This window comes from Microvirga sp. KLBC 81 (assembly GCF_003075415.1).
Lineage (GTDB): Bacteria > Pseudomonadota > Alphaproteobacteria > Rhizobiales > Beijerinckiaceae > Microvirga.
In genome coordinates, this window is the sequence record NZ_QDAH01000012.1 from 1 (window position 1) to 16,897 (window position 16,897).

Genomic DNA, 16,897 nt, shown 5'->3' on the forward strand with positions numbered 1-16,897 from the left:
CCTCGATGAAGCGCGTCATCTTGGCCTCCCACGTCGGAGAGCAAGTCTACCAAATCAGCCTGTTTCCACACAGCCTCAAGCGGTAAGCAGACGTCCCCGCGGGGCGGGGAAGTTCAGAGTCCGACCCATAACTGCCATTCAGTGTGTCCGCTTTTGGCGGCTCACTCCATGCACCGACATTCGGCCATTGTACACGCGACTGGACGATGTGCTCTGAGTAGGTAAGTCGTGATCAAAGTACCTTCGGCAACTCCTCCCGGCAGAAGCACCAATGTTTAACGTTACGGCAGACGACATCGCGTCATTGAACGGCCAGGACCCCCGCGCGCTTGCTGGTCTTCTATGCGAAGCGGAGCTAGAGCAGCACGGATCCTCATCAGCAGCAGCAACATGGGACGGCAGCAACCTCAGGTATCACAATCCAGGCCGAATGTGACGCTGGCCCAAATAGCTAAAACAAGGCGGTCGCCTAGGCCTTGCCGCGTGCCAAGTTCATGGGCCGCCAGACCTGATCTAGATGATGTTCGACCAGTCCAGTGCAGCGGCCGATCCTGCCTGGGCAAGGACAACACCGGTCTCGAAGGTATCATTGTTGTCGAGGTCCGAGAGAAGATAGCCCGTGCTCGTCGCTGCATTGAACAGGAACACGTGGCTGATGGACGGGCTCGTGAAGAGGTCATCGGCTACCACAGCAGCAGCTTCGATGGAGATTGCGTCTGTGGCGGCCTCGCCGTAGTTCACCTCCGTTCCGGCGATGGGCGTATCGATCCAGTCAAACGCGTCCCAATCGCCGACGACGTCGGTCGTCGCAGTGGTGATGCCAGAATCGCCTAACTGGAAGCGGAACGTGTCTCCCCCACCGCCGCCGGCCAGAGTGTCGCGTCCGGATCCACCATTTAGGGTATCGTTGCCGTCCCCGCCATCCAGGATGTCATTGCCGATACCGCCGCTGAGAGCATCAGCGCCGGATCTACCCGCCAGGAAGTCGTCGCCGTCGCCGCCGGTCAGCGTATCATGGCCGCGCCCACCATCGAGGCTGTCATCGCCGCCCCCGCCAATCAGGGTATTCCTGTCCGATCCACCATTCAGGATGTCATTGCCCGCCCCGCCATCAAGAGTGTCGAAGCCGAACCGGCCGCCGCTCAAGGTGTCGTTGCCGGCCCCGCCATCCAGGAAATCGCTGCCGATCGGGTCGAAGCCGCTGTCGCCGATCAACTGGTCGTCGCCGGCCCCGCCAATCAGGACGTCGCTAACGTCTCCTCCTGTCAGAGTGTCGTTGCCGCCGCCGCCATTCAAGGTGTCAGGGCCAAACCCGCCGCCGCTTAAGTTGTCGTTGCCGCCGCCGCCATTCAGAAGATCGCGGCCGCGCTCCCCACGCAGGGCGTCATTGCCACCCAGGCCACTCAGGGTGTCGTTGCCGTCTCCGCCGGAGATAGAATCGTCGTCAGCCGTGCCGTGTAGGGTGTCATCGAGAGGGGTTCCAATGATCACGGCCATGGTCTCGATCTCCTAGTCATTGGGCGGCTGAACGGCGAGCAAACTTTCATCTCGTCACGCCTTCAACGGCCGCGGCCAGCTTGGACAGAACGCAACAGCCTACGATCCATGTCTGACATCACTGACCAACTGTGCCCCCGGGTGAACTCACGGACGACCAGCATCGAGCGGCTCGTGTCGAGTCTACAGCCTCGGACGTGAAAAGTGGATTTGCACTTTTGGGACCCCTCCGATGCTGTCTCCTTGAATGAGAGCATCGCTGACGCGGACCTTCGGTTCCGCACGATGCTCTAGGTTTGCTGGACGTACGTGCCGGGGGCGTCGCACAGCGCAGGATAGCCACGGGATGGCGCTCCCATCGCCGATGGCATAGTGGGCTCTCCTGAGCGCGAGGCCAGCCAGCGGGTCCATTCCGGCCACCAGGAGCCCTCGAAGCGGGGGGCAATCCTGCTCCAGGTGTCCGGATCGAGGTAACGGCCGCTGGCGGATCTCGTCAGAACCTGGAAATTCGCTTTCGCGTTCTCGGGTCCAGCCACGATGCCCGCATTGTGGCCTCCCGTGGAGAGCAGGAATGTCACATCGGTATCCGCGAGAAGGTGGATCTTGAACGCCGAGCGCCAGGGTGCCACGTGGTCCCGCTCGGTGCCGACGGCGAAGATCGGCACGCGGATGTCGCTGACGGCGATGGGGCGACCGTCGACTTGGAAGCGGCCCTCGGCGAGGTCGTTGTTGAGGAAGAGCTTGCTCAGGTACTCGGAATGCATGCGGTACGGCATGCGCGTCGCGTCGGCGTTCCAGGCCATGAGGTCGTTCAGCGGCGTGCGCTCGCCCATCAGGTAGTGGCGGACGAGCCTCGACCAGATGAGGTCGTTCGAGCGCAGGAGCTGGAAGGCGCCGGCCATCTGCCGGGTGTCGAGATACCCCTGGCTGCGCATCAGGTCTTCCAGGAAGTGGACCTGGCTGTGGTTGATGAACAGGGTGAGCTCCCCGGCCTCCCGGAAGTCCGCCTGGGCCGCCAAGAGGGACATGGTCGCGAGACGCTTGTCGCCGTCACGCGCCATGGTGGCCGCGGCGATGGACAGGAGGGTGCCGCCGAGGCAATAGCCGACTGCATGAACCTTGCGGTTCGGGGCGACGGCGTTGACCGCATCGAGCGCGGCCATCACACCGAGCTTTCGGTAATCGTCCAGGCCGAGATCCCGGTCCTCCGCGGTCGGGTTCTTCCAGGAGATGATGAACACCGTGAAGCCCTGATCCGTCAGGTACCGGACGAGGGAGTTCTCGGGCGACAGGTCGAGGATGTAGTACTTCATGATCCAGGCCGGCACGATCAGGATCGGCTCGGGCCAGACCTTGTCAGTTGTCGGCGCGTACTGGATCAGCTCGATGAGACGGTTGCGGTAAATCACCTTGCCTGGCGTGACAGCAACGTCGCGACCGACCTGGAAGGCCTCGGTGCCGGCCGAAGGCTTGGAGCGAACGATCCGCTCCCAGTCCTCCACGAGATTGCGGAAGCCCTGCACGAGGCTCTGGCCGCCCGTCTCCAGGATGCGCCGCTGCACGGCCGGGTTCGTGGCGATGAAGTTCGACGGCGACACCACATCGAGGATCTGGCGCGAGACGAATTCGACCACGGCCTCATGCTGTTTGGTGACGCCGTCGATGTCGGTCGTGGCGTTGTGCCACCACTGCTGCTGCAGCAGAAAGGCCTGATGAATGATGTTGAAGGGCCATTGCTGCCACTCGCTCCCGGCGAAGCGCCGGTCCTGGGGCAGCGGCTCAATGCATGGCTCGCAAGCCCCTCCGGTCATGGCGCAGCGGGAGCCAAACTGCGCCAGCCGGGCCCATTTGCGGGCGGCCTTTGCCGCGAGTTCGACCTGCTTTCCCGGAGAGACCGCGAGATGAACCGCCCAATCCATGTAGGCGTCAGCAAGCGCGGCTGGTGACAATCCGCCCGTGAGGCGTGCCAGGCCGGCATGGGCGGCGTGATCAAGGGCATCCCGGAGCCGGTGGAGTTCGGCATCATCCGACAGATTGGCCGGGAGGGCGGGCGAGGGCACGATGGGAGAGGAGGGCAGATCGGGCTCCCGCGCGGGAAGCCGGACGACCGAGGCCTTGGGCGCGCGACCGCCTGCGAGAGCACCGGATGGACGGGACGGCATTGCAGCCTCCAAGACTTGCCTCGTATGCCGAGGCCGATGGATCATTTGACACTAACCCGAGGCATTCTCAGGCGAATTGCTCCAGGTCAAAGTATCCATTCCGGTTTCGGCCACATGATGATCAATAATATTGGGCGCGGATCATCTGTGTCCGCGCCCACGGAGGGAGAGAGCGATGATTAGGGACATCATGGTGCATCTCGATGGAAGTCCCGAGGACGAGATCCGGCTGGAGCATGGGCAGGCCATCGCGTCCGCCGGGCGGGCCCATCTGATTGGAATCTTTACCAACCTGCTGCCCAACTTCACGGCCGCCATCGGGATAGACGGCGGCGCGGCCGCAATGCAGGTGCTGACCGAGCTTGAGGACAAGGCCCGCCAGGACGGCGACGCCACGGCCAAGCGTCTGACGGAAAGACTTGCCGGCCTTCAGGTGCCAAGCGAGCTGCGCCGGTTCGACGCGACCCGCGGCACCCTGTCGGCGGGTGTGGCGGAGCAGGCGCGCTGCGCCGATCTCTTCATCGCCACGCGGCCCTATGGCGAGACCGAGACGCCGGTCTGGTCGGACTTGGTCGAGGCGGTGCTTTTCGGCAGCGGACGCGCGCTCCTGCTTGTTCCGCCCGGCCAGCACCGGCATGGGCCGATCCAGACCGTGCTGGTCGCCTGGAATGGCAGCCGCGAGGCGGCCCGCGCCCTGCGCGAAGGGTTGGACTTGATCGAGCAGGCGTCGCGCACCGTCGTCCTCGTCGTGGATCCCCCGCCGGACACCATGCCCTGGCTTGAGGTGGAGGTGCATCTCGCCCGCCACGGCGTGGTCGCGGAGGTCACCACGGCCGAGAGCCAGGACCGCCGCGTCGCCGACGTCATCCTCGACGAGGCGCGCCGCCTCTCCGCGGATCTCGTCGTCATGGGAGGCTACGGCCATACCCGCCTGAGGGAGCAGGTGTTCGGCGGCGTGACTCTCGACATGCTCAGCGCTGCGGAAAGCCCGCTGCTGGTGGCCCATTGAGGCCGGCCGTGCCGACCGCCCAGGGAGCAGGACATGCCCGTGCCGGCGCACGCCTCATCGAACGGCAATGAGACGGGCGCTGCAGCCGTTATGCCTGCGGGGCTGACGGGTCTCGACGTGGCCGAGGTGCGGCGCCGGCTAGAGCATCGTGCGGAACCGCAGGTCCGCGTCAGCGAAAAGTGGATCCGGTTTTCCGCTCTCAACGATGCTCTCATTGTAGGAGAAAGCATCGGAGCGGTCCCAAAAGTGCAAATCCACTTGGGTCCGATGCTGTAGCCCAGCATGGGCCTAATGCCGTCCTGGACAGACTGGAGGGTAAGCTGCTGCTCTCGGATCTCCTACCTGCTCCGCTGCTGTAGCCTTCTCCAGAGCGAGAAGAAGAACGCCGATGTCCTCGCCCAGCAGCTTGATGGCGTTGCGGGCATATTCCCGGAAGCGCTCCCTGCGGATCATAGGCTCGTTGTCCCACAGGCATGTCTCTTGCTCGGCTTCATGAAGTGCCCGGGCCACGAGCTCGACCTTGAAATCCATCTGCGCCTCAGGGATGAGAACAGCTTCTGTTCTCGCTGCGGAAAATGTGAAGGTTGGAGGCTTGTCAGATGCTAGCCAGCAGGAGGCTGGCTCCGATCAGCGCCCCAACGGAGACAATAAATTTAACTGCCGCGGTAGTGAGTTCTGCCGTAAGTAGAGGGGCGCCGGCGGATGCGGAGACTTCTGTCTGCTTCATGGCAAATACCTTGACTATATTCAGGATAGTTGGAACATAAACTTACATTACTATCGATAAGTTCAGATAACGGGCCGCTATCTGACTGATTCCAACGGCAATGGCTGTATCGGAAAGGACACAGAGGAGAAGCCTTGGCTGGCCTTGCCTTCCACGAACAAAAAGAAGCGCCCCGTTTGCGGCAGGGCGCCTGAAGGTCCCAGGGAGAATAAGCCCCCGCAGCCTCCCATTCTGGACATCAGGAGTTGTGCCTCCTTCACTTCCCGTTGGCTGTAACCTGATGGGCACACTGGCAGGCGAAACGTGCATTGAATTGCGCGCATAGGTGCATTGACGACACGGAATTCCAGAATCAGCCGCCGCAGTATCACTATCTTTCGCATCGGCGCGTTCTGGACGATGGACGCAACGGTTCTCTGGAAAAGAGGGCTAGTCCCTCTCAACTTTGGGCCGCTGGGAACAGCGGTCTTTTCTTTACCGGGCACCACGTCAGGGCGTGACTTGAATGGCGAGCATCGGACCAGATCAAGTGGAAGCGGAAGCGCGCGCGCTGCTGAAGGAAGCGATCGAGCGCTCCGGCTGGTATCCCATCCTCTCCCCCGCAGAGCGAGACAAGCGCATCGAGCAGGATGTCGAGCGCTATTGGCATGTCATGGCACAGGAAGCCGCACGGCGCCTCCTCGACCGCTTTGATGCGTGCTCTCGTGTCGCTCATCACAAAGCGGGTTTGGCTCAGGACATCGGTTCTGGAGCAGGTCTCGGGTCTTTGGGCAGGGGGATGAACTCCTGATCATCATTCAGGGGCAGATGAATGCGCCCGTTCTGCCAGTCAGCTTTGGCCTGCTCGATTCTCTCCTTGCGCGATGACACGAAGTTCCACCAGATGTGCCGCGGTCCAAGAGGCTCGCCGCCCAGCAGCATGACCGTCGAGGCCTCAAGAGCGGTCAGAACGGGATCCGAGTTCCCGGTGAAGACCAGCATTTGCCCCGGACCGTATTCCTGGCCATCCGCCTCCAGCCGGCCCGTCACCACGTAAGCGGCTCGCTCCGGATAGTCACTGGGAAGGCCGATCCGGCCGCCCGGCTGCAACTCGACATGAAGGTAGAAGAGAGGGGACTGCGTCCTGACCTGGTTTGTCAGTCCGAAGGCCCGTCCCGCAATCAGCCGCGCCAAGACACCAGGTTCATCGAACACTGGCAGTTCGTCGGCACCATGATGGACGAAGCTCGGCTCCATCTCCTCCTGGGCTTCTGGGAGGGCCACCCAGGCCTGGATGCCGTGCACCCGCCCGCCGCGCTGCCGGATGGGACCGTCGAACCGCTCGGAGTGACTGATGCCGCTGCCGGCCGTCATCCAGTTCACGGCCCCGGGCCGGATCGCCTGTTGCGCGCCGGTGCTATCCCGGTGCGTGATCTCGCCGTCGAACAGGTAGGTGACGGTTGAGAGCCCGATATGGGGATGGGGGCGTACGTCGGTTGTGCGGGGTACATTGGGAGGCAGGTCTACGGGACCCATGTGGTCGAAGAAGATGAACGGCCCGACCATGCGGCGCTTCATGAAGGGAAGCACACGGCCGACTTCGAAGCCGCCGAGATCCTTTCGCCTGGCGGCAATAACCAGATCCAGCATCCGACTCTCCGCTCTGCTGTGCCAACTCCGGCCCGATAGGGATGGTTGGCCCGCAGGGCGGCGTAAATATGTTCGAGGACCTCACAGGCCCACTCAATCCGCTTGGACCGATGATGAAGGACGACACCCGGGCATCTTGCCAGGGGCATTGCGGTAGGATCGTCCCATGCGCCGATGAGCATTGAGCTTACTTGCGCCTGAAGAGCACGGCCCGTGTGAGCAGGAGAGAGGCAGCCAATTTCGTCTACAAACGGAAGGGGTTATCTCCTGCTGTCCCTCAGCTCGTAAAGGGGCTGCGACAGGTCGGGCAGTTCAGCCCCGGCGGCACGCGCATCTGGCCTGATTGGCTTGCTCGATTGTCTGCTCCACGCCTCGTCGAGCGGATTACTGTTTTCTTTCGACCTAGCGCATCGTGCGGAACCGAAGGTCCGCGTCAGCAAAAAGTGGATCCGGTTTTCCGCTCTCAACGATGCTCTCATTCAAGGAGAAAGCATCGGATCGGTCCCAAAAGTGCAGATCCACTTGTGGGTCCGATGCTGTAGACCCATGCTACTTGTCCAACGAGGCCAAGGCTCGGCCGCTAGAGATCGTGCTGGCCCACCGACCCCTGCCTCAGGCAGACACCTTCCGAGAGATTCGTTCCGCCGGCGGCGCTTTCGGCTCTCGCCCCACGAAAGAACTCCCTCTCCAGCGACCGGCGAAGAGGGAAAGGGATCCAGAGGGAGGTACAACTCTGAAGTCTCTGCTGCCTACCAGATGGAGAAGCCTGGGCTATCATCTACGTTAAGCCCAGCGGCTATTCCCTGAGCGGTGGCAGGTCCGGTGCCGAGCTATCTTCCACGCCATCAGCAGAATGAGCGGCCGATTACAAGGATATTCCCGCGACACTCGTGGCATTGTCTCAACGGGTATGAGCGCCTGCGCTTAAGCCGTTGGAGCGCTTCATCGGGGGAGAAATCGAAGACCGCCTGACCGGCTGCAGCCATCAAGGGAATGATCACCAGCCGCATTGCCGTTGCGCATTCTGCTCCCGAAGCCACGCGGCCAGTGGGCGAAAGTATTCCACCAGCGCGTCGGCCGACATCTCGCGGGTGCCGGTGAAGGCTTCAACGACATCGGGCCATGGCTTGGATGCCCCCAGTGTCAGCATCACATCGAGCCGTTGCCCCACCTTTCGGTTCCCGTAGAAGGAGCAGCGATGAAGCGGCCCTGTCCAGCCGGCCTGATCGCAGGCGGCCTTGTATAGCTGAAACTGCAGAATTCCAGCGAGGAAGTAGCGGGCATAAGGTGTATTGTTCGGGATGTGGAATTTGGCGCCAGGGTCAAATTGCGCCTCGGTCCGCTCGACCGGCGCCCTGACGCCCTGATACTGCCGGCGCAGGTCGTTCCAGGCCGTGTTGTAGGACGAAGCCGGAATGCTGCCGTCGAACACGCCCCAGCGCCACCGGTCGACCAGCAGGCCGAACGGCAGGAACGCGATCTTGTCCAGCGCTTGGCGGAGCAGAAGGCCGATGTCCCTCTCGGGCGGTGGAACCCGGTCCTTGTCGAGGAGCCCGATCTGGACGAGGTACTCGGGCGTGACCGACAGGGCGACCATGTCGCCGATGGCCTCGTGGAACCCGTCATTCGCGCTGTCCCGGTACAGGTAAGGCTGCCGGTTGTAGGCCCGCTGATAGTAGTTGTGGCCGAGCTCGTGATGGACGGTCAAGAAATCCGTGGCGGTGATCGCGGTACACATCCTGATGCGCAGGTCCTCCTGGCTGTCCAGGTTCCACGCCGAGGCGTGGCAGACCACGTCCCGGTCGGCGGGCTTGGTGAACATCGAGCGCTGCCAGAAGGTCTCGGGAAGCGGCGCGAAGCCCAGCGAGCTGAAGAAGTTCTCCGCCGTCTTGACGATCCGGCGGGCATCGTAGTTGTGGCTGACGAGCAGATCCGTGAGGTCATAGCCGAGGTCGCCGGTCCCCTTCGGAGCAACGATGTCGTAGATCTCGCTCCATTCCTGCGCCCACATGTTCCCAAGAAGGTCGGCGCGGATCGGGCCGGCAGCCGGCTGGACGGCGTCGCCATGGTGCTCGTGGAGCTTGGCTCGCGTGTAGCAGTGGAGCTGCTCATAGAGCGGCCTCACCTGAGCCCAGAGCTGATCCGTCAGGGCGACGAACGCCTCGGGTGTAAGGTCGTACCGGGAACGCCAGAGCGCCCCGATATCGGCATAGCCCAGTTCCCGCGCTCCCTGGTTGGCGATCTCCACCAGACGCGTGTAGTCCGTCCGCATCGGTGCCCCGACACTGTCGTGCCAGCTCGCCCACATCTCCTGGAGTTCGGCCGGATCGCGGTTGGTGCCCATCGCGAGCTCGAGATCTTTGCCGGGGATGGGCTGACCGCGCAGGCTGCCGCGGCCCCGGCCATAGGCTGATGTCAGACGCGTTGCGATGGTGCTGAGCTCGGCGGCGGCTCCTTTGCCGGTTGGTGCCGGCAGATCGAGGCCGCTGCGCAGGATGTTGAGCTTGCGTCTGGCGTCGTCGCTCAGGCCTTCCATCTTGAGATGCTGGGCTGCCTCAAGGGCGAAGCGGACGCTCATCTCGGTTCCGAGAGCTCCGAAATAGGCGGCGAGCGCATCCGTATCGTCGGTGATATAGGTGCTGTTCACCCAGCCGGCGCGGGATTGGAGCACGGAGAGGTCCGCCAGCTGCTGCTCGGCGCGGGCCAGAAAGGCCTCAGCCTCTGCCGCAGGGGCCACCGGAGCGGCGGCAGCCGGAACTCCTGCCGCTTTTCCATGGCACGCGAGGCTGCAACGGCTGTCATCGGTAGCAATGACGTGCTGGTGACGAGAAGGACGACGAGCGCGGACACAGTGGATTGCATTGAGGGCTGCCTTGACTGTTCGTGCCCGCCACGGCTCGAGGTTCGCCCCGAACCCGAAGCTGGTCAAGCAGCTGGGGAGGTTCGGTTCGAAGAGCCATCCACCCCCCTGTCAGCCTCACCGGGTCTTCCGCTCGGCTGCCGCGTGATCAACATCCTGCAGGGCTCGGGTCATAAATCCCAGGCAGCCGCCGCAGGTCAGGCCGGGCACGTGGAAGAGATGCATGGCCGGGATCCTCGGATTCGCTCAGGTCCCAACCTGTCTGGACCTTCCCATGACGGCAAGGTCAGGCCCGTAGTGCTTGTGCAGATGGCGTGGGCGAACCAGAGTGGGGGCACAGGATCCCTGCTTGGTCCGCTCTGTGGATCGTGGGTGAACCCGAGCCGAACGCCTCAATCCTTCCGGACTTGGCGGCAAGCTCTGTGTCGGAGTGGCGAGGGCCCGGCACGGCGGATCCGAAGCCAACGAATACCGGAAAACGGGGAACTGTCCGGCACTCACCGGGCGGATCGGAATGCGGGATCCCATGATGAAGCGTATCGCATTGGCTGCGGGGCTCGCGCTCACGGCCTGCCGGGCCAGAACATGTCCACGCGCCACCTGGTGCCGATCCCGCCGGCGACCATGGCGCTGATGGCCAGCAAGGGCATGTCCCAGAACGACCCGATCCTGATGCGGGCTTTCAAGAAGGAAGCCGAGATCGAGGTCTGGAAGCGCGGCTCCGACGGCCGGTACGCGCTCCTCAAGACCTATCCGATGTGCCGCTGGTCGGGCCAGCTCGGGCCGAAGCTCCGCGAGGGCGACCGCCAGGCACCGGAGGGCTTCTACACGGTCACGCCCGCTCAGATGAACCCGAACTCCAGCTTCCATCTCTCCTTCAACCTCGGCTACCCGAACGAGTACGACCGCGCCCATGGCCGGACCGGAGCGCACCTGATGGTGCACGGCTCGTGCTCGTCGAGCGGCTGCTTCGCCATGACGGACGAGGCGATCTCCGAGGTCTATGCCCTGGCCCGCGAGGCGTTCGCCGGCGGCCGGCGCGGCTTCCAGTTCCAGTCGTATCCGTTCCGGATGACGGCCGAGCCTCCGCGATGGCGGCGGTCGCTCAGAAACGCCGGAACGATGAGCGGGCGATTGCCACGCTGGTGACCAAGGGCGTGCAGCCGGTCAGACTGGTCTATGCCGACGGCGGACAGCACCAGAGCTTCCGGCAGGCGCCGTCCACGGAATCCGTGGACGGCGCCTCGCTTGCGGTCGACGCCAGCGCCCGCAACCGCCTCGGCGACGTCAGCCGCCCGATAGGTCACGCCCTCGTGACGGTGTCACGCTTTGCAATTCGGGCTTCGTGTGAGAGTTTGGTCATATGAAGCTGTGGTTTGCCATCACGCGTCTGCTCTCGGTCATCGCGATCGTGGGGCTCGTGCTTGCTCCGTTCACCGCCCCCGCGGTGGCCGGCGGGATGGCTGCGCCCATGCATATGACGGACATGACGTCCTTGGATGGCGACATGGCGATGACAGACATGCCGTGCTGTCCGCCTGAGCAGCCGACCGTGCCGGACTGCCAGAAGGCTTGTCCGCTCGCGACCCTTTGTCTGGCCAAGATCGTCCAGGGCATCATGCCGATCGGCGCCGTTCCGGCCCGGCTCAGCGTCGCTCGAGCACTCCTGCCCGGAAATGATGCCAGCCTGGACACGCTCGACCCGATTCCGCCGCCTCGCCCTCCGCAAGCCTGAATTCAATACTGGCCCCTAGCGCATCGTGCGGAAAAGTGGATCCGGTTTTCCGCTCAAAACGATGCGCTCCTCTCAAGGCTGAGCATCGGATCGATCCCAAAAGTGCAAGTCCACTTTTCACGTCCGATGCTCTAGGCCGCATGGCACCGCGTGGCCTGTTGCCGCGCCTGCCGCAAGTCGCATCCGCGACCCTGTTGAATTGAGGAGAGTACCCAATGCCCCTGTCCACCCCTGCACGCGCCCTTGGGGCAGCGCTGCTTGGCTTTGCCCTTGCCGCACCGGCTTCGGCCGATATCACGGATTATGAATTCCAGCTCGTCCAGACAGAGATGCCGCAAGGCGGAGCGGTTGTGGCCGTCCGGCTCGTCAGCAAGCGCTCGGGCCAGCCGGTTCCGGATGCGGTCATCTTCGCCAAGCGCATCGACATGGCCCCGGACGGGATGCCGACGATGACATCCCCCATCGAGCAAGTGCCCTCGGCGGAACCGGGGACTTACCGGTTCAAGACCAACCTGACGATGGAGGGGAACTGGCAGCTCTCGCTCGCCGCCAAGATTCATGGGGAGACCGGGACGATCGTGACCAAGCTTGTTCTGAGGGCGCAGTGATGAGCCGGGTCGGATGGATGCTGGGGGCGCTGGCCATCGCAGTCATCGCCGGGGGTGGCGGCTACTGGGCGGGACAGAGCGGGCTGAAGCTGCCTGCGCTCGACACGTCGGGGATCGACCTCCATGCGCTCGCCGAGAGTGCGCGCACCTCCTTGGGAATGGAACAGCCAGCACCGGTGCGCGCGTCGGCGGCTAAGACCGCCCCGATTGGCCCGGTCGTCTATTATCAAGATCCGGACGGGAAGCCCTTGTACTCGCTCGAGCCGAAGCAGACCGAGGATGGGCGGGACTACCGCCCGGTCCATGCCAGCGAGGACGTAAGCTTCGAGGACAAGCCGGCGGCGACAGCGGATGCCCCCGCTGCGCCAGACAAGGGAGCCAAGCGAATCCTCTACTACCGCAACCCGATGGGTCTGCCTGACACATCGCCGGTGCCGAAGAAGGACTCGATGGGGATGGACTACATCCCGGTCTACGAGGGCGATGCCGATGCTTCGACCGTCACCGTCTCCCCGGGCAAGCTCCAGCGCACCGGGGTGCGGTCCGAGGCCGTCGGGCGACGCATCCTCACCATGCCGGTGCGGGCCCCGGGAGCCTTGGCCGAAGACGAACGCCGTATCTCGGTGGTCTCGGTTCGGTCGGAGGCCTTCGTCGAGAAGGTCGAGAACGTGACCACGGGCGACCCTGTCCGCAAGGGCGAGCCCCTGCTGCGGCTGTATTCTCCCGAAATCGCAGCCGCGGGCGCCCAATACCTGAGCACCTTCATGGATGGGGGCATCCAACCCGGCGGCCGTCTGGTGCTGGACGGGGCGCGTCGGCGTTTGGAGAATCTGGGTGTGTCGGCCGATGTGCTCGCCGAGATCGAGCGTACCCGCAGGGTTCCGCTCACAATCATTTGGACGGCTCCGCGGGACGGGGTGGTGGTCGAGCGCAGCGTGGCGGACGGCATGCGGGCCATGCCCGGCGACGTGCTGTTCCGCATCGTCGACCACTCGGTGATGTGGGTGCTGGCCGACGTGACAGAACGCGAGTTGGCCCTGATCCGCGAGGGCCAACCGGCCACCGTGCGGGTCCGAGGTTTTCCCGGCCGCGAGTTCACCGGGATGGTGTCACGGATCTACCCGCATCTGGCCACGGAGACGCGCACGGCCCGTGTCCGGATCGAACTCGCCAACCCGGACGGGATCCTGCGCCCCGCCATGTATGCCGATGCCGAGTTCGCCGCCGGGCCGCAGGACGCTGTCGTGGCTGTGCCCGACAGCGCCGTGATCGACACCGGCACCCGCCAGGTCGTGATCCTCGACAGGGGCGAGGGGCGGTTCGAGCCCCGTGAAGTCAAGGCCGGAGTGCGGGGAGCCGGCTTCACCGAGATCCGGGACGGCGTGGCCGAGGGCGATCGGGTGGTCGTGGCGGCGAACTTCCTGATCGATGCCGAGAGCAACCTCAAGGCCGCCCTCCAGGGCATGGCCTCGTCAGAGGGCAAGCCATGATCGCCCGCCTCATTGCCTGGTCGGCCCGCAACCTGCTGCTGGTCCTCATCGGCGCGGCGTTCGCCGTCGCGGCCGGCGTCTACGCGCTGCGCACCCTGCCGCTCGATGCCATTCCCGACCTCTCGGACGTGCAGGTGATCGTCTACACCGATTACCCGGGACAGGCGCCCCAGGTGGTCGAGGACCAGGTCACCTACCCGCTGACCACGTCCATGCTGACCGTGCCCAAGTCGAAGGTCGTCCGCGGCTTCTCGTTCTTTGGGGTGTCCTTCGTTTACGTGATCTTCGAGGACGGCACCGATCCGTACTGGGCGCGCAGCCGGGTGCTCGAATACCTGAATGCAGCCTCCCGTCGCCTGCCGGCTGGTGTGACCCCGAGCTTGGGACCCGACGCGACCGGGGTGGGCTGGGTGTACCAATACGCCGTCGTCGCCAAGCAGATGACCTTGGCGGAGCTGCGCTCGCTCCAGGACTGGGTCGTGCGCTATGCCGCCTCCAAGGCCGAGGGCGTCGCCGAGGTCGCGAGCGTCGGCGGCTTCGTCAAGCAGTACAACGTCGTCGTCGATCCGCGCCGGTTGCGAGCGCAAGGCATCCCGCTTCAGAAGCTGCGGGACGCGATCCGCACCAGCAACATGGACGTCGGCGGACGCACGGTCGAGCTCTCCGAGTTCGAGTTCATGGTCCGCGGCCGCGGCTATCTCAAGAGCATTCAGGACATCGAGGCCGTCGTCCTGAAGACCGACGCCGGCGTTCCCGTCCGTGTCGGCGATGTGGCCCGTGTCGAGCTTGGGCCCGACGAGCGCCGCGGCATTACCGAGTTGAATGGGGAAGGGGAGGTCGCGAGCGGCATCATCCTGCAACGGTTCGGTGCCAACGCCCTCAACGTGATTGACAGTGCCAAGGCGCGTCTGTCGGAGATCGCGTCCAGCCTGCCCAAGGGCGCCGAGATCGTCCCCGTCTACGACCGCTCACAGCTCATCAACGATGCCATCGCGACCCTCAAGAACACGCTGTTCGAGGAGAGCATCGTCGTCGCCCTCGTGTGCATCGTCTTCCTCCTGCACGTCAGGAGCGCATTGGTTGCCATCCTCATGCTGCCGGTCGGCATCCTCATGGCGTTCGGAGCCATGAAGCTCTTGGGGCTAGGCTCCAACATCATGAGTCTCGGCGGCATCGCCATCGCCATCGGGGCGATGATCGATGCGGCCATCGTGATGATCGAGAACGCCCACAAGCACTTGGAGCGGGCGCCCAAGGACAAGCCGAGGGTGGAAATCCTGATTGAGGCCGCGAGCGAGGTCGGCCCAGCGCTGTTCTTCAGCCTGCTGATCATCACCGTGTCGTTCCTGCCTATCTTCACCTTGGAGGCTCAGGAGGGACGGCTCTTCGGTCCGCTTGCCTTCACCAAGACCTTCGCCATGGCGGCGGCGGCGATCCTGTCGGTGACACTCGTCCCGGCCCTGATGGTGATCTTCGTGCGCGGGCGCATCATCCCGGAGCATCGGAACCCCATCAACCGCTTGCTGATCTGGATCTACCGCCCGATCATCCGAGGTGTCCTGAAGGCCAAGACCTTCACGATATTGGTTGCCTTGGTGGCGCTGGCCGCCACAGTCTGGCCGGCCCGCCAGCTCGGCTCGGAGTTCATGCCGGACCTGGACGAAGGCACGCTGATGTACATGCCGACGACCCTGCCGGGCCTGTCGGTGACCAAGGCGGCGGAGCTTCTCGCCACGCAGGACCGGATCATCAAGTCCTTCCCAGAGGTGGCGTCGGTCTACGGCAAGGCGGGACGGGCGGCGACCGCGACCGATCCGGCGCCGACCGAGATGTTCGAGACGATCATCAACCTGAAGCCGAAGAGCGAATGGCGGCCGGGCGTGACGCTGGCGAGCCTGAAGGCCGAGATGGACCAGGCGCTCCAGTTCCCCGGCGTGTCGAACGCCTGGACGATGCCGATCCGGGCCCGCATCGACATGCTCTCGACCGGCATCCGCACGCCCGTCGGCATCAAGGTGTTCGGGACGGACCTCGCCGAGATGGAAAAGGCCGCCCGCCAAGTGGAGGCCGTGGTCAATGCAGTGCCTGGCACCACGAGCGCCTATGCCGAGCGGGTGATCGGGGGCTACTACCTCGACGTCGTGCCGGACCGGATCGCACTCGGCCGCTACGGCCTGACCATCGGCGATGTGCAGGACGTGATCTCGACGGCGATGGGTGGGGAGGTCGTGACGACCACAGTCGAGGGCCGGGAACGCTACGGCGTGACCATCCGCTACCCGCGAGACCTGCGCTCGGACCCGCAGGCCATCGCGAGCGAGGTGCAGGTACCCTTGCCCGCGGGCGGCACGGTGCCGCTCGGCGAGGTGGCGGAGGTCAAGCTCACGCGGGGCGCCACCTCGATCCGCACGGAGAACGGGCAGCTCGTGACCTACATCTTCGTCGACATTGCCGGACGCGATCTCGGCGGCTACGTCGCCGAGGCCCGGCGGGCGGTCGCCAGCGAGGTGAAGCTCCCGGCGGGCACGTACGTCCAGTGGAGCGGGCAGTTCGAATACCTGGAACGGGCAGAGGCGCGCCTGAAGATCGTCGTACCCGCCACGCTCCTGATCATCTTCCTGCTGCTGTACCTGAACTTCCGCCGGATCACCGAGACGCTGATCGTCATGCTGTCACTGCCCTTCGCCCTCGTCGGCGGCGTGTGGCTGATGTGGTGGCTCGGGTTCAACCTCTCGGTCGCGGTGGCGGTGGGCTTCATAGCCCTCGCAGGCGTCGCCGCCGAGACTGGGGTGGTGATGCTGATCTACCTAGATCAGGCGCTGGAGCACCTGAGGGCGGAGCGTGTGGCTCAGGGACGGCCGTTCACCCGGGCCGACCTCTACGAGGCCATCATGGTCGGCGCGGTCGAGCGCGTCCGGCCCAAGATGATGACGGTGGTCGCGATCATGGCGGGCCTGCTGCCGATCCTGTGGAGCACCGGCACTGGCTCGGAGGTCATGCAGCGGATCGCCGTCCCGATGATCGGCGGCATGGTCTCATCGACCCTGCTGACCCTGATCGTGATCCCGGCGATCTATGGCCTGATCAAGGGACGCGGGCTTCCACGAAGGGCGGACGCGGAGACCCATGCAGCCGACATTGGTTTGGTGGAAGGCAAGCTGGCTGCGGAGTGATCAGGTC

At 64.4% G+C, this 16,897-nt stretch carries 11 protein-coding genes and 1 pseudogene; 7 read left to right on the forward strand and 5 right to left on the reverse strand.

Going from position 1 to position 16,897, the window contains the following annotated elements; genetic code table 11:
* Positions 1-513: 513 nt before the first annotated feature.
* Positions 514-1,497 (reverse strand): calcium-binding protein, encoded by a 984-nt coding sequence (locus DC522_RS10655; protein WP_116528692.1) that lies wholly within the window; start codon positions 1,495-1,497, stop codon positions 514-516.
* A gap of 290 nt (positions 1,498-1,787) precedes the next feature.
* On the reverse strand, positions 1,788-3,659 hold the full coding sequence (locus DC522_RS10660; RefSeq protein WP_116528693.1) for an alpha/beta hydrolase: 1,872 nt from the start codon (positions 3,657-3,659) through the stop codon (positions 1,788-1,790).
* 175 nt (positions 3,660-3,834) lie between these two features.
* Between DC522_RS10660 and DC522_RS10665 the strand changes: the two genes are divergently transcribed.
* Both DC522_RS10665 and DC522_RS10670 read left to right on the forward strand, forming a co-directional pair.
* Positions 3,835-4,668, forward strand: coding sequence for a universal stress protein (locus tag DC522_RS10665; protein WP_116528694.1), 834 nt, complete (start codon positions 3,835-3,837; stop codon positions 4,666-4,668).
* Between the two features lie 33 nt (positions 4,669-4,701).
* The gene (locus tag DC522_RS10670) at positions 4,702-4,944 is read left to right on the forward strand and encodes a hypothetical protein (RefSeq protein WP_116528695.1); all 243 of its coding nucleotides are present in this window, start codon (positions 4,702-4,704) and stop codon (positions 4,942-4,944) included.
* A gap of 12 nt (positions 4,945-4,956) precedes the next feature.
* Here the strand turns inward: DC522_RS10670 and DC522_RS10675 are convergent, their stop codons facing one another.
* From DC522_RS10675 to DC522_RS10690, 3 genes are all read right to left on the reverse strand, one after another.
* Positions 4,957-5,199 (reverse strand): hypothetical protein, encoded by a 243-nt coding sequence (locus DC522_RS10675; RefSeq protein WP_116528696.1) that lies wholly within the window; start codon positions 5,197-5,199, stop codon positions 4,957-4,959.
* Between the two features lie 928 nt (positions 5,200-6,127).
* On the reverse strand, positions 6,128-7,024 hold the full coding sequence (locus tag DC522_RS10685; RefSeq protein ID WP_116528698.1) for a pirin family protein: 897 nt from the start codon (positions 7,022-7,024) through the stop codon (positions 6,128-6,130).
* 997 nt (positions 7,025-8,021) lie between these two features.
* On the reverse strand, positions 8,022-9,761 hold the full coding sequence (locus DC522_RS10690; protein WP_205769601.1) for a M2 family metallopeptidase: 1,740 nt from the start codon (positions 9,759-9,761) through the stop codon (positions 8,022-8,024).
* A 711-nt stretch (positions 9,762-10,472) separates the two neighbouring features.
* On the opposite strand from DC522_RS10690, the pseudogene DC522_RS10695 reads away from it, so the two are divergent.
* From DC522_RS10695 to DC522_RS10715, 5 genes and pseudogenes are all read left to right on the forward strand, one after another.
* Positions 10,473-11,182, forward strand: a pseudogene (locus tag DC522_RS10695) (murein L,D-transpeptidase family protein); the annotation flags it as partial.
* Positions 11,183-11,247: 65 nt separating this feature from the next.
* The gene (locus DC522_RS10700; RefSeq protein WP_116528699.1) at positions 11,248-11,619 is read left to right on the forward strand and encodes a hypothetical protein; all 372 of its coding nucleotides are present in this window, start codon (positions 11,248-11,250) and stop codon (positions 11,617-11,619) included.
* Positions 11,620-11,834: 215 nt separating this feature from the next.
* Complete coding sequence (locus DC522_RS10705; RefSeq protein ID WP_116528700.1) at positions 11,835-12,227, forward strand: FixH family protein; 393 nt, start codon at positions 11,835-11,837, stop codon at positions 12,225-12,227.
* Positions 12,227-13,717, forward strand: coding sequence for an efflux RND transporter periplasmic adaptor subunit (locus tag DC522_RS10710; protein ID WP_116528701.1), 1,491 nt, complete (start codon positions 12,227-12,229; stop codon positions 13,715-13,717). The genes DC522_RS10705 and DC522_RS10710 overlap by 1 nt, the downstream gene beginning before the upstream one ends.
* On the forward strand, positions 13,714-16,890 hold the full coding sequence (locus DC522_RS10715) for an efflux RND transporter permease subunit (protein WP_116528702.1): 3,177 nt from the start codon (positions 13,714-13,716) through the stop codon (positions 16,888-16,890). The genes DC522_RS10710 and DC522_RS10715 overlap by 4 nt, the downstream gene beginning before the upstream one ends.
* Positions 16,891-16,897 lie beyond the last annotated feature (7 nt).

Bases quoted from the DNA above. Each gene is read 5' to 3' on its own strand.
- DC522_RS10670 (WP_116528695.1), top strand. From the start codon at position 4,702: ATGCCCGTGCCGGCGCACGCCTCATCGAACGGCAATGAGACGGGCGCT.
- DC522_RS10705 (WP_116528700.1), top strand. From the start codon at position 11,835: ATGCCCCTGTCCACCCCTGCACGCGCCCTTGGGGCAGCGCTGCTTGGC.
- DC522_RS10710 (WP_116528701.1), top strand. From the start codon at position 12,227: ATGAGCCGGGTCGGATGGATGCTGGGGGCGCTGGCCATCGCAGTCATC.
- DC522_RS10675 (WP_116528696.1), bottom strand. From the start codon at position 5,199: ATGGATTTCAAGGTCGAGCTCGTGGCCCGGGCACTTCATGAAGCCGAG.
- DC522_RS10715 (WP_116528702.1), top strand. From the start codon at position 13,714: ATGATCGCCCGCCTCATTGCCTGGTCGGCCCGCAACCTGCTGCTGGTC.
- DC522_RS10685 (WP_116528698.1), bottom strand. From the start codon at position 7,024: ATGCTGGATCTGGTTATTGCCGCCAGGCGAAAGGATCTCGGCGGCTTC.
- DC522_RS10665 (WP_116528694.1), top strand. From the start codon at position 3,835: ATGATTAGGGACATCATGGTGCATCTCGATGGAAGTCCCGAGGACGAG.
- DC522_RS10700 (WP_116528699.1), top strand. From the start codon at position 11,248: ATGAAGCTGTGGTTTGCCATCACGCGTCTGCTCTCGGTCATCGCGATC.
- DC522_RS10660 (WP_116528693.1), bottom strand. From the start codon at position 3,659: ATGCCGTCCCGTCCATCCGGTGCTCTCGCAGGCGGTCGCGCGCCCAAG.
- DC522_RS10655 (WP_116528692.1), bottom strand. From the start codon at position 1,497: ATGGCCGTGATCATTGGAACCCCTCTCGATGACACCCTACACGGCACG.